Genomic DNA, 19,702 nt, shown 5'->3' with positions numbered 1-19,702 from the left:
GGGTTCGCCGGAGAGGTGTGCGCCGTCCGGCGCCGCGGTCGGCGAGGACCGTGCGGGCCCGGGCCGGCGGGGAGCGGGCCCGGCGGGCGGGGACTCGGCGGGCGGCGGCCGGTCCGCGGCGGGCCCGGTCACGCGTCGAGGTCCTTCAGCCGGTCCGCGAGCACGCCGGCGATCCGGTCGATGGGGCCGGGCCGGGTCATCTCCGGGTGCGCGCAGTCCAGTTCGTGCTCGTCGAGGACGCCGCTCAGGTACGGCTTCCAGGCGTGCGGGGTCAGCCAGTGCTCGGCGCGGGGAGCGGCGGCGGTGAAGAAGAGCACGTCGCCGTCGAACAGCTGATGCCGCTGGGTGCGCATCAGGCGGGCGTTGTTGGTGACGATCCCGACCACGGCGTCCACGACGTGCCCGGGCAGGGCCGCCAGCGCGCTGCCCTCGCGGCGCAGCACCTCCAGCACGCCGTCCCGGGTGAGGTCCGTGCCGCCCTCGTAGCCCGCCATGCGCAGCAGGGCGTTGAGGGCGTCGGCCTCGGTGGGTCCGGCCAGGTCGCGCCACTGGTCGGAGGGGTAGGCGTCCATGAGGGCCAGCAGTTCCACCGGCAGGCCCTGCCGCTGGAGGTGGACGGCGACGGTGTGCGCGATGACCCCGCCGACGGACCAGCCGAGAAGCCGGTACGGGCCGTGCGGCTGGACGGCGCGCACCTGGGCGGCGTAGTCGGCGGCCATCTCGTCCATGGTGGCGGGCAGGGGTCCGGCCGTGGCGAGGCCGCGGGCCTGCACGGCGTGGACGGGCTGGTCGGGGCCCAGGCGGGCCAGCAGCCCCGAGTAGCACCAGCCGAGGCCGCCCGCCGGGTGGAACACGAACAGCGGTGTACGGGTGCCGGTGGCGCGCAGCGGCAGTAGCACGCCGAAGGAGCCGTCCGCGGTGCCGCCGTCGCCGTCGCGGAGGCGGCCGGCGAGCGCGGCGGGGGTGGGTGCGCGGAAGAGGGCGCCCAGCGGGACCCGGACGCCGAGGGTGTCGCGGATGCGGGACATCAGGCGGGCGGCGAGCAGCGAGGTGCCGCCGAGGTCGAAGAAGCCGTCGTCGACGCCGGCCCGGTCGGTGCCGAGCACCTCCGCGAACAGGCGGGTGAGGGTCTCCTCGGCAGGGGTGCGCGGAGCGCGCCCGCCGCGGCCGGCCGCGGCGGGCGGGGCCGGCAGGGCGCGGCGGTCCAGCTTGCCGTTGGGGCTGAGCGGGAAGCCGTCCAGGGCGACGAACGCCGACGGGACCATGTAGTCGGGCAGGGCCGCGGCGAGCCGGGCGCGCAGTTCGTCCGCGGGCGGCGCGGTGCCGGTGGTGTAGGCGACGAGGCGCTGGTCGCCGGGCCGGTCCTCGCGCAGCAGGACCGCGGCCGCGGTGACGCCGTCCACCGCGCCCAGCAGGGCCTCGATCTCGCCGGGTTCGAGGCGCTGTCCGCGGAGTTTGACCTGGTGGTCGGTGCGGCCGAGATGGACGGCCTCGCCGTCGGGGGTCCAGCGGGCCAGGTCGCCGGTGCGGTACATGCGGCTGCCGGGCGGCCCGTAGGGGTCGGGGAGGAAGCGGGACGCGGTGAGGTCGGGCCGGCCCAGGTAGCCGTCGGCGAGCTGGACGCCCGCGAGGTAGAGCTCGCCCGGTACGCCGGGCGGGCACGGCTGGAGGGCGTCGTCCAGCACGTACAGGCGGGTGTTCCAGACCGGGCGGCCGATCGGGACGGGGCCGCTGCCGCCGGGGACGCAGGTGTGGTGGCTGACGTCGACGGCGGCCTCGGTGGGCCCGTACAGGTTGTGCAGCGGCACGCCGGGCAGGGTGCGGTGGAAGTGGTCGGCCGTCTCGCGGGACAGCGCCTCCCCGCTGCAGAAGACGTGCCGCAGGCCCGTGCAGCGGGCGGCCTCCGGCTCGGTGAGGAACACCTGGAGCATGGACGGCACGAAGTGGCAGACGGTGACGTGCTGTTCGCGGATCGTCCGGGCCAGGTAGGCGGGGTCCTTGTGCCCTTCGGGGTCGGCGAGGACGAGAGCGGCGCCCTCTCTGAGAGGCCAGAAGAACTCCCAGACGGAGACGTCGAACCCGGACGGGGTCTTCTGCAGCACCCGGTCGCCGGCGGTGAGCGGGTAGGTGTGCTGCATCCAGCGCAGCCGGTTGTCGATCGCCGCGTGCGGGACGACGACGCCCTTGGGGCGGCCGGTCGATCCGGAGGTGTAGATGACGTACGCGGGGTGGGCGGGGGTCAGGGCGCGGGGCGGGTCGACGGGCAGGTGCCCGCTGAGGTCGGTGCGGTCGAGCAGGATCCGGGGGAGACCGGTGTGCGGCAGGTGCGCGGCGGTGCCGGTGTCGGTGACCACGCAGACCGGTGCCGCGTCGTCGAGCATGAGGGCGAGCCGTTCGGCGGGGTAGCCGGGGTCCAGGGGCAGGTAGGCGCCGCCCGCCTTCAGGACCGCGAGCAGGGCGGTGATCAGGGCTGCGGAGCGGGGCAGCGCGATCGCGACGAGGGTGCCCGGCCGGACTCCCCGGGCCGCGAGGTGGTGCGCCAGCCGGTTGGCCTGCGTGTTGAGTTCGGCGTAGGTGAGGGTGCGGGCGCCGTGCCGCAGGGCGGGGGCGTCCGGGGTGCGGCGGGCGCGCGCCTCGATCGGGCCGATGAGGGTGGTGGGCGGGACCTCGTGTCCGGTGGTGTTGAACTCGGTGAGGACCAGGTGCCGTTCGGCGTCGGTGGCGATGCCCAGGCCGGCCAGGGGCGCGGCGGGGTCGCAGTCGGCGACGGCGGCCAGCAGCCCGAGGAAGCGCTCCTGGTGGGCGGTGACGTCCTCATGGCTGTGCAGGGCGGGGTTCGCGTCGTGGTCGATGCGCAGACCGCGGCCGTCGGCGCGGTCGTACACGTTGACCGTGAGGTCGTCGACGGGGCCGGCGGACAGGTTGTGCGCGACGGCGGGCGCGCCCGCGAAGGCGAGTCCGTAGTCGAAGGGCATGATGTTGACGAGCGGTCCGACCAGGGGCCGGCCCTCCGCCAGCAGGCCGAGGTCGCGCCGGATGTCCTCGTAGCGGTAGCGCTGGTGGCGGCGCGCGGCCCGCACCGCGCGCACGGTCTGCCGGGTCAGCTCGGCGAGGGTGGTGGCGGGGTGCACCGCGAGGCGCAGCGGCAGGACGTTCATCACCATGCCGGGCACGCGCAGCGCGACGGTGCCGAGGCGGCCCATGAGGGGCAGGCCGAGGACGACGTCGGAGCGCGCGGTGAGCCGGGAGACGTACAGGGCCTGGGCGGCGAGGACGAGTTCGGGCCAGGTGGCGCCCAGCGCGTCGGCGCGGGCGCGCAGCCGGGCGGTGGTGTCCTGGGGCAGGTGGGCGGTGGTGCGCAGGAAGGTCCGGGAGGGCAGGGCGGTGCGGCCGGAGGGGGTGGGGGCCTCGGGGCGGTCGGCGAGGGTCCGCCTCCAGTGGTCGCGGTCGGCCGGGTACTGCTCGCCGGCGCGGTAGGCGGCGTCGTCGGCCACCAGGTCGGCGACGGTGCCGAAGGGGTCGGCGGCGGGTTCCCGGCCGGCGGCGAGCGCGGTGTAGATCTCGGCGGTGCGCCGGGCGAGCAGCGAGTAGCCGAAGCCGTCCATGACGAGGTGGTGGACCCGCTGGTACCAGAGCCAGCGGCGGTCGCCGACGCGCAGCAGGGCGTGCTGGTAGAGGGGCCCGGCGGCCAGGTCGCAGGGCCGGGCGAGGTCGGCGTCCATCCAGGCGCGGGCGGCGGCGTCGGGGTCGGGGTCGGTGCGCAGGTCCGCGGTGTGCAGCGGCAGGGGGTGCGCGCACACGGACTGCCGGGGCCCGTCGGGGGTGTCGGTCACCCGCATGCGCAGCGCCTCGGCCTCGTCGGCGGTGCGGGCCAGCGCGCGGGTGAACAGGCCGGGGTCGAGGGGGCCGTGGATCTCCAGGTATTCGGCCGTGTTGAGGGCGGGGCTGTCCGGGTCGAGGGCCTGGGCGTACCACATGCCGGTCTGGGCGGCGGTCAGCGGCAGCCCGATAGGGGCCGGGTCCACCGGGTGCGGCCCGGGGGCCGTGGCGGGGGCCGAGCCCTTGGCGGCGGGCGCGTCCGTGGCGGGGGCCGGGGCCGGGTCCGTGGCGGGGGCCGGGGCCGTGGCGGGGGCCGGGGCCGTGGTGTGCGGGCCGGTGGGCACGGGAGTGTCCGGTTCCGCCGGGTGCGGTGCGGGGCGGGCGGCCGCGGCGGGGTCCGTCGTGCGGGGGCCGCTGCCCTCGGTGGCGGGTGCGGTCACGGCCGGGCTCCCAGCAGCGGGGCCCACGCGTCGATCGCGGGCCGTTCGGCGAGGGCGACGAAGGAGACGTCGGCGCCGTGCTCGCGCCGCCACCGTTCGACCAGGCTCATGATCCGGACGGAGTCGAGGCCGTGGTCGACGAGGTTCTCGTCGTCGGGGATGTCAGCGGGGTCCTCTCCGAGGACGTCGGCGACGTCGGCACGGATGCGCTGCACGGTCAGGGTCACGGGCCGGGCTCCTGGGGGGACGGCGTCGGCGGTCGGGGTCGGGGGGCGCTCCGGAGGGAAGACGGCGTCGGCGGTCAGGACCCGGGCGCAGGCGCGCGCCGCCCAGTGCAGGGCCTGGAGGTGTTCGCGGGGTCCGAAGTCGGCGACCGCGTCCGCGACGACGAACGGCTGGATGTCGCGCATCCAGGCGTCGCAGGCCGTGGCGACGACGCCGAGGTGGGCGTAGACGCCGGTGACGACCAGCTGGTCGCGTCCCTGGCCGGCGAGGAGGCCGGCCAGGTCGGTGCGGGCGAACGCGCTGTACTTCCACTTGGTCAGCACGGTGTCGCCGTCCTGCGGGGCGACGGCGGCGGCGATGGCGGGGGCGTGCCCGTCGGCGGGCAGCCCCGGGCCCCAGAAGTCCGTCTGCAGGCCCCGCTCGGACGGACTCTGGCCGCCGGGCTGGGCGGAGTAGACGACGGGGACGCCGAGGCGGCGGGCCCGGCCGGTCAGCCGGGCGACGGCGGCGAGGAGGTCGGTCAGCGGCGAGGTGTCCGGGGCGAACGCGGACAGGAAGTGGTTCTGCAGGTCGTGGACGAGCAGGACGGCCCGGGACGGGTCGGCCTCCCAGTCGACGCGGGACGCGGGCAGGTCGGCGCCGGCCGGCATCGGGTACGGGGGGACGGAGGGAAGCGCCATGGTGTCAGGCCGTCTCGTGGTGGGGGGTGGCGGCGGTGGCCCGCAGGTCCTTCTTGCTGACCTTGCCGACCCCGGTGTGCGGGAAGGCGTCGACGAACTCGACGAGGTCGGGCACCTTGTAGGCGGCCAGTCCGCGCTCGCGGACGAACCGCCTGAGCGCGGGGGCGCGCAGGGCCGTGCCGGGGCGGAGGACGACGTAGGCGCAGGTGCGCTCACCGAGGTACTCGTCGGGGACGGCCACCACGGACACGTCGTGCACGGCCGGGTGGCCGAGGATGACGTTCTCGACCTCCTCCGCCGCGATCTTCTCCCCGCCGCGGTTGATCTGGTCCTTGGCGCGGCCCTCGACGACGAGGTGGCCGCTGTCGGTGCGGCGGACCAGGTCTCCGGTGCGGTAGTAGCCGTCCTCGGTGAAGGAGCGCCGGTTGTGCTCGGGGGCCCGCCAGTAGCCGCGGATCGTGTAGGGGCCGCGGGTGAGGAGGTGCCCGGTGCGGCCGGGCGGGACGTCGCGGTCCTCGTCGTCGACGACGCGGATCTCGTCGTCCGGGGAGAGGGGCCGCCCCTGGGTGGTGACGACGGTCTCCTCGTCGTCGTCGAGCCGGGTGTAGTTCACCAGTCCCTCGGCCATGCCGAAGACCTGCTGGAGGGTGCAGCCCAGGGCGGGCCCGACCCGCCGGGCGGCCGTCTCGCTGAGCTTGGCTCCGCCGACCAGCAGCGACCGCAGGCTGCTCAGGTCGTACGGCGTGGTCCGCGCGGCCTCGGTCCAGGCGAGGGCCAGCGGCGGGACGAGGCCGGTCAGGGTCACCTGCTCGCGCTCGATCAGCGGGAAGGCGGTGTCCGGGTCGGGGGCGGGGCAGAGCACCACGCGGCCGCCCGCGGCGAGCGTGCCCAGCGAACCCGGGGAGCTGAGCGGGAAGTTGTGGGCGGCGGGCAGGACGACGAGGTGGACGCTCTCCTCGTCGACCGCGCAGACCTCGTTGGAGGCGCGCACCGAGTAGAGGTAGTCGTCGTGGGTGCGCGGGATCAGTTTGGGTACGCCCGTGCTGCCGCCGGACAGCTGGAGGAAGGCGAGGTCGCCGGGGGCGGGGCCGTCCTGGGGGGCGGGCTCCTCGGGGACGGGCAGGCCGGCGAGCGCGGTGTGCGGTCCGGGGTCGCCGACGACCAGGACGTGCCGGAGCGCGGGGGCCTGCCGCCGGACGCGGGTGGCCAGTTCGCGGTAGTCGCAGCCGTCCCGTACATCGGCGACGACGTAGGCGACGGCCTCGCTGAAGGTGCAGAAGTAGGTGATCTCCGCGTCCCGGTGGGCGGGGAGGGCGAAGACCGGGAGGGCGCCGATCCGGAAGAGGGCGAACACGGTCTCGAAGAACTCGGCGACGTTGGGCAGCTGGACGACGACCCGGTCGCCGCGGTGGACGCCGGCGGCGTGCAGGGCGGCGGCCGTCCGGTCGGCCCGGGCGTCGAGTTCGGCGTAGGTCCAGCGGCGTCCCGGTCCGGCCGGGTCGACGATCGCGACGCGGTCGGGGTGCCGGGCGGCCCGGGCGCGCAGCACCTGCCCGAACGTCTCGCCCCGCCAGTGGCCGGCGGCCCGGTAGCGGCGGGCGAATGACTCGGGCCAGGTGGGGGCGTCGGGCGGGGAGGGCTGCGGGGCGGCCTCGGCGGGCTTCCCGGCGGACTCGCCGGCAGGGCCCTGGGCGGACCCGTCGGCGGGGTTCCCGGTGGCGGGCCGGTCGCGGCGGGGTGCGGGGGCGGTCACAGCCCGGCTCCCACCGCGTCGAGGAACGTGCGGAACTTGGCCCCGGTCTCGGCGGTCTCGGCAGCCGGGTCGGAGGCGGTGACGACGCCCGCTCCGGCGAACAGGCGCAGGGTGCGCCCGGAGGCCTCGGCGCAGCGGATGGTGACCACCCACTCGCCGTCGCCGGAGGCGTCCTGCCAGCCGACCGTGCCGGTGTACAGACCGCGTTCGAAGGGCTCCAGTTGCCCGATGGCGCGGCGGGCGAGCGGGGTGGGCGCACCGCAGACGGCGGGTGTCGGGTGCACGGCCGAGGCGAGGTCGAGGGCGGTGACCGACGGCGCGGCGAGGGTGCCGCGGACAGTGGTGGACAGGTGCCACATCGCGGCGGTCCTGACCAGGGTGGGCCGCGCGGGCACGTGGAGCTCGGTGCAGAACGGGGCGAGCGCGGACCGCAGGGCGTCCACGACGACGGCGTGCTCCTGCAGGTCCTTGGCGGACTCCAGCAGCGCGGCGGCCCGCCGGACGTCCTCGCCGAGGTCGTCGCTGCGAGGGGCCGAGCCCGCCAGCGGGTTGGCCGCCAGGGTGGTCCCGTGCCGGGAGACCAGGAGTTCGGGGCTGGCGCCGAGCAGCGTGCCGCCGCCTGCCGTGGGGGTCGCGAAGGTGTAGCCGTGCGGGTCGCGGCGGGCCAGGCGCTGCAGCATCGCCGCCAGGTCGGGTTCGCGGTCGCCGGTCAGGTCGAGGGCGCGGGCGAGGACGACCTTGCGGAACTCCCCCGCCTCCATCCGGGCCACCGCCTCGGCGACGGCGGACGCGTACCGCTCGGGGGCGGGTGCGGGGCGCACCGTCCAGGCGACCGGCTCGGGCGGCGGGGCGGGCAGTGTGATCAGCGGGTCCGCGGCCAGGGCGGGGGCCCGGTGCACGGCGGCGGGCACGACGAGCGCGGCGGGCCCGGAGGGGTCGAAGGGGAGCGCGCCGAGGACGACGGGGTCGGGCGCGCCCGCGGTCCGGGCGGCCGCCAGCGCCTCCCGGACGCGGTCGGCCGGCGGCCGTGCGTCGTCGGCCACGCGGGTGTGGACGCCGCGGCCGAGCAGGGTGCGCGTCGGCGACGCCAGGAAGCGGTCGGTGCCGGGCCGGTACGCGTCGAGCAGGGCTGTCGCCGCACCGACGGCGCCGACGGCGGTCTCGCCCGTGGCGAGCGTTTCGGGGACCGTGGTCACCTTGGTTCTCCAGGTTTCTCCGGTACCGCGGGGTACCGGGGCGAGGGGTGGGCAGTGCGGGCGGCCGGGCACCCCGGCCGGGCGCGGGCGCCGCCGGCGGCACCGGAGGGGTGGCGGCGCGATGCCGGCGCGGTTCCGGCGTGCTCGGACGGGTGCGACTCGAACGCGTGCGACTTGAACGCGTGCGACTCGAACGGGTGCGACTCGAACGGGTGCAACGGGACGTCGACTTGCCGATGCGGCGCACGCCGGAGGGCGGGGCCCGCGGGGCCGGGGCGCGCTGCTGGAGCTTCTCGGCAACCGGAACGCTAGTCGCGTACCGTCCGCGAAGGCTCACCGTCTGACACGGTCTGACGCGGAGGCCGGGCGGACGCCTCGCTTCACCAAGGCTTCGTCAACCGCTCAACCCTCAAGGCCCGCGGGACGTCGCGGCGGGCGTCGGCGGGCCGGGCGCCGAGACGTCTCCGGCCGCGGAACGGGCCCCGGCCGCACACGGTCGGCCCGGGCCCGACGGCGGTGCGGGCGCGATCCGGCCCCGGTGCGGCTCCACCGTTCCGCGCGTCGGTGCCCGCCCGGTGTGGGGTATGCGTCCGAGCCGATGCCAGAGCCGGCCCACGGGTGACGTGGCCTGCTCCGGCGGGGAGCGACGACCGCCTCGGCCCGGACCGGCACCGGCACCGGCGTACGGAGCCGTTCCCGGCGGAGGCACGGGCGGCGCGCCGGCCGCGCGGTGCCGGGGCCGGCGGTGGGGTGATCACCCTGCCCGCGGAGCGGCTGGGCCGTGGACTCCCGCCCGGCTGCCGGGGGTTCCTCCGGACCGGCGACGGATGGCGCAGCACGGCACCGGAGACCGACCGGTGCCACCGCCGCGTGGGGTCGGCCGACCCCGCAGCCTCGGCCCGGAACCCCCCGGAACGAGGGCGCCGTCCTCGCCGTCGGCCGCACCGCGCACCCGACGGCCACGCGCCCACGTGCCTGCTCAACCCGCCGGTCATGAGACCCGGCGGGGAGCGGGAGGCGTGGTACGTCGCCCACCGGGCGGACGGGTGATCCGCCACCGGTCGTTCCGGGACCTGGCGAACGGCGCGTACGACTCCTGCCGCCCGGCTGAGGAGCCGTGCCCCGGGCCCCGGGGCCGCCGGGGCGACGGTCCCGTACCGGACGCCCGGCCGCGCCGGGCCGGGAACCGTCCGCGCGGTCCGCACGCCGGCCCCCGGCCCGGGCCCGGCACGTTCAGGCCAGGGACAGGAACAGTTTCTCCAGGCGGGCCCGCATGGCCTCCGGTTCCTCGCCGTCGACACGGCCCGACTCGATGTCCGTCACACACTGCTGGAGACCGGTGGCGATGATCGCGAACCCGGCCCGGTCCAGCGCGCTGGAAGCGGCGGCGAGCTGGGTGACGACGTCCTCGCAGTCACGCCCTTCCTCGATCATCCGGATGACGCCGGAGATCTGTCCCTGGGCCCGGCGCAGCCGGTTCAACACGGCCCGCAGCGCGGCGCCCTCAAGTTCAAGCTCCACGATCACTCCTTCACCGTCACCCCGCCCAGAATACCCCAAGGGGTATTATACGGCCTGGCTGCGCGCACCGGCCAGGAGCGGCCCGCGCAGCAGGGTCCGAGGGCGGGACCGGGGCCGGGCCTCTCGGGGACCCGCCGGGACACAACCGCTGGACAGCGCCGCCACGCCTCCCGCGCCGCAGGTCACGGCACGCCGAGCGGGGTCTCCGCCCTGAGCGCCCCGATCGGCCTCCGGGCCGGTACCACGCCCCGGAGGCGGACGGCGTGGGCCACGGCGGTCCGCACCGGCCGGGGTCAGCCCGCAGATGCCCGCAGATGCCCGCAGACGGAGCAGCGGATCGCGGAGCCGGTGGAGCGGGCCACGGTCCGACGGGTCCGAGGGCGGGACCGGCCGACGGGCCGGGCCCCGCTCAGGGCTCCTCGGCGCACAGCACCGGTACCCGCTGGACCGCGTTGTTGGCGAAGCCGCCCCGGTTCCAGCGCGGTGTGTCCGGCTGCCGCTCGCCGTCCGCGTCGGTCGCCCGCACGGCGAGCACGTACGCGCCGGGCGCGGCGGTCCAGCCCAGCCGCCACCGGCGCCAGGCCCAGCGGTGGGCGGCGCCGGGCGGCTCCTGCGCGAGTTCGGCGCGCTGCCAGGTGGCGCCGTCGTCCGTGGTCACCTCCACCGCGGTGACCGGGCCCCGCCCGGACCAGGCTCGCCCCTCCAGGCGCACGGGGCCGGGCCGTACGATCCGGGTGCGGGACATGAAGTCGGGGAAGCCGGGCGGCAGCAGCAGGGCGCGGGGCGCGATCCGGGTCACGGGCTCGCCCTCGTCGTCGGGGTCCTGCCGCAGGACGTAGGCGACGCTCTGCTGGAAGCCGGTGAAGGGCGCGGCGGCGACGGTGACGGCGCGCAGCCACTTCACGTGCGCCATGCCGTACCAGCCGGGCACGACCAGCCGCAGCGGGCGGCCGTGCTGGGGCGGCAGCGGGTGCCCGTTCATGGTGTGGGCGACGAGCACGTCGCCGTCCTCGCTCAGGGCGTGCGCGAGCGGCAGGGCGCGCTCGTAGTCCTGTTCGACGCCGCGTTCCACGCCGTGGTCGGCGCCGGTGAAGACCACGTCCGCGGCGCCGGGGTCCGCGCCCGCCTCGGCGAGCAGATCGCGCAGCGGCACCCCGGTCCAGTCGGCCGTGCCGACCGCCTCGGTCAGCCAGGGCTGGCTGACCGGCCGGGGCGTGAGCAGGGCCCGCCCGTTCCCGGCGCACTCCAGGGTGACGCGGCGGGTCACGGCGGGGCGCGCGCGCAGGTCCGTGACGGTGAGCGACAGGGGGCGTCCGACCCGGCCGGTGACGGACAGCCGCCACTCCCGCTCGTCGGCGGCCGGGATGTCGTAGTGGGTCAGGACGTAGTGCAGTCCCGGCGGGGTGACGTCGTAGCGCAGGGCCTCCAGGGGCAGGCCGTGGTTGCGGGCGGCCAGGGCCAGTTCCTCCCGGCTGATCCCTTCCGCCGGGCCGGCCACGCGCGCGGGCGCGCTGACGTCATCGGGACGCTGCCCCATGTGCCCAGTCTGCGCCCGCACCGGCGGCCGCCACCACCGCAGCCGGAAGCCGGCATCGCCGGCCGCGGACCTGCCGCAAACCGGCACCGGGGCGCCGGGCCGCGGCAGGCGGCGGCCGAGGGCTCGGCCGCTGTGGTCGACGACGCTGCGGTACAGAGGGCGAGGCCGCACCGGGGGGGAGGGATGGTCAGAACAGGCCGTTGGTGTGAGGAAGTTCGGCCGGGATCGGGGCGATGACGTCCCAGTGCTCGACGATCTTTCCGTCGGCGACGCGGAACAGGTCGTAGGAGGCGACCGGGACACCGAACTCGCCCTCGGACTGGGTCAGGACGAAGTCGCCCTCGGCGATGATCTTGTGGACCTTCGTGTAGACGAGGTTCCTGCCCTGCTCGGCCCACTGCGCGGCGGCGGCCCCGAACCCGTCCAGGCCGTCGGCGGCCTCCGGGTTGTGCTGGTCGTACGTCGCCGTGGAGATGTAGTCCGCGAGGACCGAGTAGTCGGCACCGACCAGGACCTTCTGCGCGAACTCGGTGACCAGGGCGCGGTTGGCCTCGGTCCTGGCGGGCTCGGTCACCTCGGTGGGGCCGTCGGTCTGCGAGCGGCCGGAGGCGGTCGGGGAGACCACCGGGGTCAGGGTGTCCCAGTGCTCGGCGAGCTTGCCGTCGGCGTCGACCCGGAAGATGTCGAAACCGACCAGCGGGTCCGGGCCGAGCCCGTGGTAGGTGCCGTGCAGGGCGACCAGGTCACCATCGGCGATGACCCGGGCATTCTCGTAGCGGAAGTCGTCACCGAGAGAGGCGACCAGCGCGCGCAGAGCCTCGGGGCCGTCGGCGACCAGTGCACTGTGCTGGGTGTAGTCGGCAGCGGCCCAGCGGTCGACCGCGGCCGGGTCCTTCTTGCCGAACAGCTCGCCGACGGCGGCCAGGACGGTGTTCTTGGCGTCACTCATGACAATTCTCCTTGCGGAACAGGGGATGGGGTGGAAGGTCGGGGGGGGAACGCTGCGGCAAGACACCGGTCGAGCGCCGCGGTCCGTGATGCGGCGGTCGACGCCACACCGCCCGGCCGGCCCGCGCCGTGCGCGGTGTGCAGCAGGAGCGTCGGGTAGCTGGTCACGTGCAGGCGGCGCAGCGAGCGGAAGCCGGCGCGGCGTCCGCTCCCAGACCGTCAGCGATGTCGAATCTTCCCCGCGGGCCGGTGGTGGTTGTCGAGTCCTTCGGTCCCGTAGCGGCTGTGGGCGCCGTCGGGGTTGCCCGACGGGCGTCCCGGTCGATGGTGAAGGACGCCTTGTCGTAGCCGGTGGTCTGGACGGTGCGACGGGTCATGGGCCGGACCGGGCCGATGACACGGACACCGTGTCGGCCGGGCGCCGTCAGCAGGAGTTCCGCAGAAATGCAGCCGGCGTCCGTCAGGTGTTCGTCCGGCAGCAGGCCCCCGGCACCGAGCCGGCCGTGGATCTCGTCGACGACGACCGGGTCGCCGACCGTCGCGTCCGTGGTCACCCCATGGGTGATCAAGTGGGGTCGACCGCTCTCCTGGGCGTCGCAGGTCTCGGTGAAGTGGACCTTGTAACCGTCCCAGGCAGAGCCGCGCTTGACGGAACTCCGGGCGTCGGGGTCGTAGGGTGAGGTGATGCGGGGCCCTGGGGATCCGTACGGCGGGTTCAGGGCGGCGGGTGGCCGGCCTGGTCCGTGTGGTCGGCCTGACTGGAGAACTTGCTGAGGAAGGCGTCGTAGCGGCCGTCGGGGCGCAGGGCGAGGGTGGCCCCGTCCTGCCAGACGCCGTTCTGGTCCCACCACTGGGATCCCTGCGGGTCGCCCTGGTTCTGGTGGACGTTGTGCATGCCGAGGTCTCCCTCGGGGTCGTCGGTGAACGGCTCGCCGAAGACGAGCACGCGCCGCCCCGGCACCAGGACCGGCTCCAGCGCGGTGGCCGCGTCGAGGTTGGACCCCGTGTGCCAGGGCAGCACGCCGAACAGGTCGAGCAGGTCCTGCAGCCAGGACGGGGGACGGCGGCGGAACAGCACGCCCGACCGGTCCACCAGGGCGGGATGGCGCTGGAAGTCCAGGGCTCCGGAGCCGGGGGCGGACACCAGGCCGTGGTAGCCGGGCGGCAGCGCGGCCACCGGGCCGAGCGCCGGGGCGTCCAGGGTGACCGTCTTGAACTGCACGCCCACGTTGGACTTGTGGCTGTCGACGTCCACGGCGCAGTGGTAGCGGCCGGCGGGGGCGTCCACCTCCAGGTTGACGTGGAACCAGCGGCCCTGGGTGTCGGGCTCGTCGCGGTAGTGGCGGTGCAGCGTCCCGCACAGCACGCCGTACTGGTCGAAGGGCATGCTCCCAGTGAACCGGCCGCGCCGGGCCGCGGCAGCGGTTCCGGCAGGAGTCCCCGCCCTGCCACCCGAACGGCGGGGCCCGGCAGGGTACCGCCGCGGGCCGGGCGGTGCGCCGGGGCCGGCGGGCGGCCCGCGAGGTCAGGGCAGGCGCTGCTCGAACCAGACGATCTTGCCGCCGCTGACCCGGGTGACGCCCCAGCGCAGGGCGAGCTGGTCGACCAGGAACAGGCCTCGGCCGCCCTCGTCGTCGGGCCGGGCGTGGCCCAGCCGGGGCAGCTGCGAGGAGTCGTCGCGGACCTCCACGCGCAGCACGTCCGTGCGCAGCAGGCGCAGCGTGAGCGGGCGGGTGGTGACGCGCACGGCGTTGGCGACCACTTCGGTGACCAGCAGTTCGGTGGTGTCGGTGAGGTCGGCGAGGTCCCAGCGCCGCAGCGTGCGGCGGGCGAGCCGGCGGGCCTGGCTGGCGGTGCGCGGGTGCGGGGTGAGGTACCAGTTCGCCGCGGTCTCCGGCCGCAGCCCCTCGAAGCGGGCGGCGAGCAGGGCGATGTCGTCCTCCCGCTCGTCCTCCTCCAGGGTGCTCAGCGCGACCTCGCACAGGGGCTCCAGCGCGGGCGGACCGCCGGTGGCGAGGGCACGCAGCCGGTGCCGCAGCCGGAGCATGCCGGTCTGGATGTCCGCGCCGCGGCACTCGACGAGGCCGTCGGTGTAGAGCAGCAGGGTGGCACCGACGGGGGCGGGCAGTTCGGTGGTCTCGAACTCGCCGCCGCCGACGCCGATGGGGACGCCCGAGGGCAGGTCGAGGGTCTCGGCGGTGCCCTCACGGTGCAGCAACAGGGGCGGCGGATGGCCGGCGTTGGCCATGAGCAGGCGCCGGGAGACCGGATCGTAGACGGCGTAGAGGCAGGTGGCGAGGTGCTGGCTGCCGAGGCGTCCGGCCTGTTCGTCGAGGTGGTGCAGGACCTCGTGGGGCGGCAGGTCCAGGCCGGCGAGGGTCTGCACGACCGTGCGCAGCTGACCCATGATCGCGGCGGAGGTCAGTGAGTGGCCCATCACGTCGCCGATGACGAGGGCCACCCGGTTGCCGGGCAGCGGGATGGCGTCGTACCAGTCGCCGCCGACCTCGGCGGTGCGGGAGGCCGGCAGATAGCGGCTGGCGAGGCGCACGCCCACGAGCCGGGGCAGGGAGGGCGGCAGCATGGTGCGCTGGAGGGTGTCGGCGACGGTCGCGTCGTGTCCGTGCAGCAGGGCCTTGTCGACGGCGAGGGCGGCGTGCGTGGCGAGCTGGGAGGCGACCAGCAGGTCGTCGGCGCCGAAGGCGTGGCGTTCCCGGCCGCGGACGAGGGTGACGCTGCCCAGCACGTGGTCGCGGCCGCGCAGCGGGGCGACGATCACCCGGCGGCCGGGCGGCGGTTGACCGGGGACGCCCGCGGACTCCAGCAGTTCGGCGGCCGCACCGGCGTGTGCCGGGCTGTTGCCGAACACCGGGTGCCCCGCGCGCAGCAGCCCGGCCAGGGTGCCCCGGCCGGCCGGAGACGGGGCCTGGGCGCCGGCCTCGGGCGTGGTCCCAGGTGGGGGCCCGGTCCCGGTCCCGGCTCCGGACCCGGTCGTGGCCGGCGGGGTTCCGTGCACGGTGTGCCGGGTGAGCCGGGCCGGGGCCACGAGCGCCGCGTCGCCGACCGGCGGCGGCTCGTACAGGTGGACGGCCGCCAGGTCGGCGAAGACGGGGACGACCGCCCGGCAGAGTTCGGCGACCGTCTCGTCGACGCTCAGCCCGCGGGCGATCCGCCGGGTCGCCGTGTCCAGGAAGCGCAGCCGTGCGGTCCCGGCGCCGGTCACCGGGCGCCCACCGCGCTCCCTGCGGCCCCGGCTGGAGCCGTACCGTGCGCCGATCACCACGTCACCGCCGGGCGCGACAGGGTGCGCGGGCGGCCGCCCGCCGGTCCGCGAGGGGCTCTCCGTCCGCCCCCGGCCGCTTGTCCTGGCATCGGTCCGTGCTCTCCCGCACCCCGGTCCACTCGGTCAGTCGCGCCGCACGCACCGCAGGAAGATCTGCTCCTCCGGTGGGACGTCGGAGCTCTCCGGGGCGTACGTGTAGGACGACTCCTCCTCGATGGTGAAGCCCGCCGCCTCGACGACCTCGCGCAGCGTGTCGCGGAGGTAGCCGGTGACGCGGATGGAGCTGCCGAGGAAGGGGATGCTGAAGTCGTCCAGATCGGCCTCGACCATCGACAGGGCGAGGAGTCCGCCCGGCTTCAGCAGACGGCGGATGGTGCCGAGGGCCAGGGGGATCTCGGCCCGCGGCAGCATGAGCAGCGAGAAGAAGGCCGCGACCCCGTCGAAGCGGCCCAGGTCGAGCGGGCCGCCCGGGCGCAGGTCGGCGATGTCCGCGCGGTGGAACTGCGCGCCGGGCACATTGCGCCGGGCCAGTTCGACCATGCCGTCCGACAGGTCGAGTCCGACGACCTCGCACCCCGCGTCGGCGAGTTGCAGGGCGGTCGGCAGGCCCGTCCCGCACCCGAGGTCGAGCACCCGGGCACCGGACGGCAGGCTCCGGGTCAGCCACTCGGCGGACTGGACCTGGCCCTCCTTGTGGGGGAAGGCCTCGTCGTAGCGGTCGCCTATGGCGTCGAAGGCCTCCGCCTGACCCGTTCGGTCGACCTTCAGGCCGTCGTAGTCGACTCCCTCACCGGCACCGCTCACGCTGCGTCTCCCTTGGGCTAAGGCTTGGATCATCCTTGCACAGGAGCCGCCGTCCCGGCGTGCTCTCGGCCGAGAAACAGCGCCATCCAGCGGTGTGAACGCACCGTGAAGGGGAACGCGGCCCGGCGGTTCCGCTTCCGCCTCCGGGCGTCGCCCCGGGCCGTCCGCACCGGGCCGTCCGCACCGGGCCGTCCGCACCGGGCCGTCCGCACCGGGCCGTCCGCACCGCCGGGGGCGCGGCCCGCGCGGGAGGGCGCACCGCGGCCCGTCACCGGCGGGCCCGGCCCGGTGGTCAGCCGCGGTCGAAGAAGTCCGGCGCCGGGGCCGGCGGCCGGGACGGCTCGGCCTGCTGCGGACGGGGCACCTCGCGGCCCTGCGCGCGCCACAGTTCCACGAGTGCGTCGTAGACCGGCGTCGGCGAGGGCTCCGGGGTGTCCGTGCGCGGGGGCCGGGCGCCGGACGGGTCGTCACCGTGCGAGGTCATCCCGGGCACGCCCGCCCCTCCCGCCGGATGAACGTTTCGGCAGGCCGACGGGTCACCCCGCGGACGCCGCGGACCGGAGCGGAATCGATGTGCCTCACGGCGCTGATGTCTGCCCAGCGGACCGGTGCGTACCCTCCCCCGGGGGAGTGAACCGGCGCATACGAGGCGCTCGCCCCGGCCCCCCGGCCCCGCGCACACCCGGCGGCCCGCGCCGGGGGCCGGGGCCGTCCGGGGGCCGGGACGGTCAGGCGGCCGGGACGGTCAGGCGGCCGGGACGGTCAGGCGCCGGTGTACCGCGCGAGGTGTTCGCCGGTCAGGGTGGAGCGGGCCGCGACCAGGTCGGCGGGCGTGCCCTCGAACACGACGCGGCCGCCGTCGTGGCCGGCGCCGGGGCCGAGATCGATGATCCAGTCGGCGTGGGCCATCACCGCCGGGTGGTGCTCGATGACGACGACCGACTTGCCGGAGTCGACCAGCCGGTCGAGCAGGCCGAGGAGTTGGGCGACATCGGCCAGGTGGAGGCCGGTCGTCGGCTCGTCGAGGACGTAGACACCGCCCTTGTCCGCCATGTGCGTGGCCAGCTTCAGCCGCTGGCGCTCGCCGCCGGAGAGCGTGGTGAGCGGCTGGCCGAGGGTGAGGTAGCCGAGGCCGACGTCGGCGAGGCGCTGGAGGACCTTGTGGGCGGCGGGAACGCGGGCCTCGCCGGAGCCGAGGAACTCCTCCGCCTCCGCCACCGGCATGGCGAGCACCTCGCTGATGTCGCGGCCGCCGAGGCGGTACTCCAGGACCGAGGCGTCGTAGCGCCTGCCCTCGCAGTCCTCGCAGACGGTGGACACGTCCGCCATCATCGCCAGGTCGGTGTAGACGACGCCCGCGCCGTTGCAGGTGGGGCAGGCGCCTTCGGAGTTGGCGCTGAACAGGGCGGGCCTGACGCCGTTGGCCTTGGCGAAGGCCTTCCGGACCGGCTCCAGCAGCCCGGTGTACGTGGCCGGGTTGCTGCGCCGGGAGCCGCGGATCGGGCCCTGGTCGACGAACACCACGCCCTCGCCGCGGGGGATCGAGCCGTGCACCAGGGAGCTCTTGCCGGAGCCCGCGACGCCCGTGACCACGGTCAGGACGCCCAGCGGGATGTCCACGTCGACGTCCCGGAGGTTGTGCTCGTTCGCCCCGCGGACCTCGAGCGCTCCGCCGGGACGGCGCACGGACGCCTTCACCGCGGCCCGGTCGTCGAGATGGCGGCCGGTGACCGTCCCGCCGGAGCGCAGGCCCTCGACGGTGCCCTCGAAGCAGACCGTGCCGCCCGCGGTACCGGCGCCGGGGCCGAGATCGACGACGTGGTCGGCGATCGCGATGGTCTGCGGCTTGTGCTCCACGACGAGGACGGTGTTGCCCTTGTCCCGCAGGCGCAGCAGCAGGTCGTTCATCCGCTGGATGTCGTGCGGGTGCAGGCCGGTGGTGGGCTCGTCGAAGACGTAGGTGACGTCGGTGAGGGAGGAACCGAGGTGGCGGATCATCTTCACCCGCTGCGCCTCACCACCCGACAGGGTGCCGGCCGGCCGGTCCAGGGAGAGGTAGCCGAGGCCGATCTCCGCGAAGGACTCCAGCGTGTGCCGCAGCGACTGCAGCAGCGGCGCCACCGAGGGCTCCTTGAGCGTGCCGACCCATGCGGCCAGGTCGCTGATCTGCATCGCGCAGGCGTCGGCGATGCTGATGCCCTTGATCTTCGAGGCGCGGGCTCCCTCGGCGAGCCGGGTGCCGTCGCACTCGGGGCAGGTCATGAAGGTGGTGGCCCGTTCGACGAAGGCCCGTACATGGGGCTGGAGCGCGTCGGGGTCCTTGGAGAGCATCGACTTCTGGATCTTCGGGATCAGGCCCTCGTACGTGAGGTTGATGCCCTCGACCTTGATCTTCGTCGGCTCCTTGTGGAGCAGGTCGTGCAGTTCCCTCCGGGTGAACCTGCGGATCGGCTTGTCCGGGTCGAAGAAGCCGCAGCCGCGGAAGATCCGGCCGTACCAGCCGTCCATGGTGTAGCCGGGGATGGTCAGGGCGCCCTCGTTGAGGGACTTGGAGTCGTCGTAGAGCTGGGTCAGGTCGATCTCGGAGACCGTTCCGCGGCCCTCGCAGCGCGGGCACATGCCGCCGGTCCGGCTGTAGGTGGCCTTGACGGCCTTCTTGTCGCCGACGGCGATCGCGCCGCTGCCGCGTACCGAGGGCACGTTGAAGGCGTACGCGCTGGGCGGGCCGATGTGCGGGTCGCCGAGGCGGCTGAAGAGGATGCGCAGCATCGCGTGGGCGTCGGTCGCGGTGCCGACGGTGGAGCGCGGGTCGGCGCCCATCCGCTTCTGGTCGACGATGATCGCGGTGGTGAGACCGTCGAGGACGTCGACCTCGGGCCGGGCCAGCGAGGGCATGAAGCCCTGCACGAACGCGCTGTACGTCTCGTTGATCAGCCGCTGCGACTCGGCGGCGATCGTGTCGAACACCAGGGAGCTCTTGCCCGAGCCGGACACGCCGGTGAAGACGGTGAGGCGGCGCTTGGGGATCTCGACGCTGACGTCCTTGAGGTTGTTCTCGCGCGCGCCGATCACCCGGATCAGCTCATGACTGTCGGCGGCGTGCGGCGCCGGCCGCGGGTCGCGCTGCGGATCCGCCTTCGGGGCCCTGCTCATCGTGTTCTGTCTCCCTCTCGTTTCGTTGCGCGAGTCCCGGCCCGCGGCGGCGCGGGCCGCTCCACCGGCCGGTGCCGAGCCGACCGGGCCGGACGGACCGGGCCGGCAGACCGGACCGGGCCGGCCGGACGGCAGACCGGCGTACCGGCAGACCGGACGGCCGTCGCGTGCACCGGTCCGCGGCGTCCGGCGGGTCGGTGTGGGCGGCGGTTCCCGGCGGGCGGCGGCGCGGCGGAGGCGGGCCGTGCCGGGCGTGCGTACGGCGTCCACCCTAGACGCGGGCCCGCGCTGGGCGCTTCTCCGTTCCTGACCGGTCCGGGACCGCGCGGGCGCCCGGTCCGGG

13 protein-coding genes and 1 pseudogene are annotated in these 19,702 nt (G+C 75.6%); all 14 read right to left on the bottom strand.

Annotation, left to right across the window (positions count from 1 at the left end; genetic code table 11):
* Positions 1 to 128: 128 nt before the first annotated feature.
* The 14 genes and pseudogenes from AC5K6T_RS13685 to AC5K6T_RS13620 all read right to left on the bottom strand — a co-directional run bounded on the left by AC5K6T_RS13685 (position 129) and on the right by AC5K6T_RS13620 (position 19,359).
* The gene (locus AC5K6T_RS13685) at positions 129 to 4,025 is read right to left on the bottom strand and encodes an amino acid adenylation domain-containing protein (RefSeq protein ID WP_493209351.1); all 3,897 of its coding nucleotides are present in this window, start codon (positions 4,023 to 4,025) and stop codon (positions 129 to 131) included.
* Positions 4,026 to 4,255: 230 nt separating this feature from the next.
* Complete coding sequence (locus AC5K6T_RS13680) at positions 4,256 to 4,474, bottom strand: phosphopantetheine-binding protein (protein ID WP_493209350.1); 219 nt, start codon at positions 4,472 to 4,474, stop codon at positions 4,256 to 4,258.
* Between the two features lie 69 nt (positions 4,475 to 4,543).
* A pseudogene (locus AC5K6T_RS13675) lies at positions 4,544 to 5,164 on the bottom strand (isochorismatase family protein); the annotation flags it as partial.
* A gap of 4 nt (positions 5,165 to 5,168) precedes the next feature.
* Positions 5,169 to 6,917, bottom strand: coding sequence for a (2,3-dihydroxybenzoyl)adenylate synthase (locus AC5K6T_RS13670; protein WP_493208779.1), 1,749 nt, complete (start codon positions 6,915 to 6,917; stop codon positions 5,169 to 5,171).
* The gene (locus AC5K6T_RS13665; protein WP_493208778.1) at positions 6,914 to 8,113 is read right to left on the bottom strand and encodes an isochorismate synthase; all 1,200 of its coding nucleotides are present in this window, start codon (positions 8,111 to 8,113) and stop codon (positions 6,914 to 6,916) included. The genes AC5K6T_RS13670 and AC5K6T_RS13665 overlap by 4 nt, the downstream gene beginning before the upstream one ends.
* A gap of 1,233 nt (positions 8,114 to 9,346) precedes the next feature.
* Positions 9,347 to 9,634: a metal-sensitive transcriptional regulator gene (locus AC5K6T_RS13660; protein ID WP_493208776.1), complete on the bottom strand. Its 288-nt coding sequence runs from the start codon at positions 9,632 to 9,634 to the stop codon at positions 9,347 to 9,349.
* A 409-nt stretch (positions 9,635 to 10,043) separates the two neighbouring features.
* Positions 10,044 to 11,171, bottom strand: coding sequence for a sulfite oxidase (locus AC5K6T_RS13655; RefSeq protein ID WP_493208775.1), 1,128 nt, complete (start codon positions 11,169 to 11,171; stop codon positions 10,044 to 10,046).
* Between the two features lie 187 nt (positions 11,172 to 11,358).
* On the bottom strand, positions 11,359 to 12,120 hold the full coding sequence (locus tag AC5K6T_RS13650) for a nuclear transport factor 2 family protein (protein WP_493208774.1): 762 nt from the start codon (positions 12,118 to 12,120) through the stop codon (positions 11,359 to 11,361).
* A gap of 163 nt (positions 12,121 to 12,283) precedes the next feature.
* Positions 12,284 to 12,673: a hypothetical protein gene (locus tag AC5K6T_RS13645; protein WP_493208772.1), complete on the bottom strand. Its 390-nt coding sequence runs from the start codon at positions 12,671 to 12,673 to the stop codon at positions 12,284 to 12,286.
* A 161-nt stretch (positions 12,674 to 12,834) separates the two neighbouring features.
* Positions 12,835 to 13,506, bottom strand: a complete 672-nt coding sequence (locus tag AC5K6T_RS13640; RefSeq protein ID WP_493208771.1) for a DUF2278 family protein — start codon at positions 13,504 to 13,506, stop codon at positions 12,835 to 12,837.
* A 138-nt stretch (positions 13,507 to 13,644) separates the two neighbouring features.
* A complete protein-coding gene (locus AC5K6T_RS13635; RefSeq protein ID WP_493208770.1) occupies positions 13,645 to 15,342 on the bottom strand; it encodes a SpoIIE family protein phosphatase in 1,698 nt (565 codons plus the stop codon).
* Positions 15,343 to 15,525: 183 nt separating this feature from the next.
* Complete coding sequence (locus AC5K6T_RS13630) at positions 15,526 to 16,206, bottom strand: class I SAM-dependent DNA methyltransferase (protein WP_493208768.1); 681 nt, start codon at positions 16,204 to 16,206, stop codon at positions 15,526 to 15,528.
* A 292-nt stretch (positions 16,207 to 16,498) separates the two neighbouring features.
* The gene (locus AC5K6T_RS13625) at positions 16,499 to 16,699 is read right to left on the bottom strand and encodes a hypothetical protein (protein WP_493208767.1); all 201 of its coding nucleotides are present in this window, start codon (positions 16,697 to 16,699) and stop codon (positions 16,499 to 16,501) included.
* Between the two features lie 269 nt (positions 16,700 to 16,968).
* Positions 16,969 to 19,359: an ATP-binding cassette domain-containing protein gene (locus AC5K6T_RS13620; protein WP_493208766.1), complete on the bottom strand. Its 2,391-nt coding sequence runs from the start codon at positions 19,357 to 19,359 to the stop codon at positions 16,969 to 16,971.
* Between the last annotated feature and the right edge of the window lie 343 nt (positions 19,360 to 19,702).

This window comes from Streptomyces sp. B8-7 (genome assembly GCF_058833805.1).
Note: the sequence above shows the minus strand (reverse complement) of the source record. Positions and strands in the feature narration are given on the sequence as shown.

Coding starts and splice junctions, on each gene's coding strand:
- AC5K6T_RS13620 (WP_493208766.1), bottom strand. CDS start 19,359: ATGAGCAGGGCCCCGAAGGCGGATCCGCAGCGCGACCCGCGGCCGGCG.
- AC5K6T_RS13655 (WP_493208775.1), bottom strand. CDS start 11,171: ATGGGGCAGCGTCCCGATGACGTCAGCGCGCCCGCGCGCGTGGCCGGC.
- AC5K6T_RS13640 (WP_493208771.1), bottom strand. CDS start 13,506: ATGCCCTTCGACCAGTACGGCGTGCTGTGCGGGACGCTGCACCGCCAC.
- AC5K6T_RS13650 (WP_493208774.1), bottom strand. CDS start 12,120: ATGAGTGACGCCAAGAACACCGTCCTGGCCGCCGTCGGCGAGCTGTTC.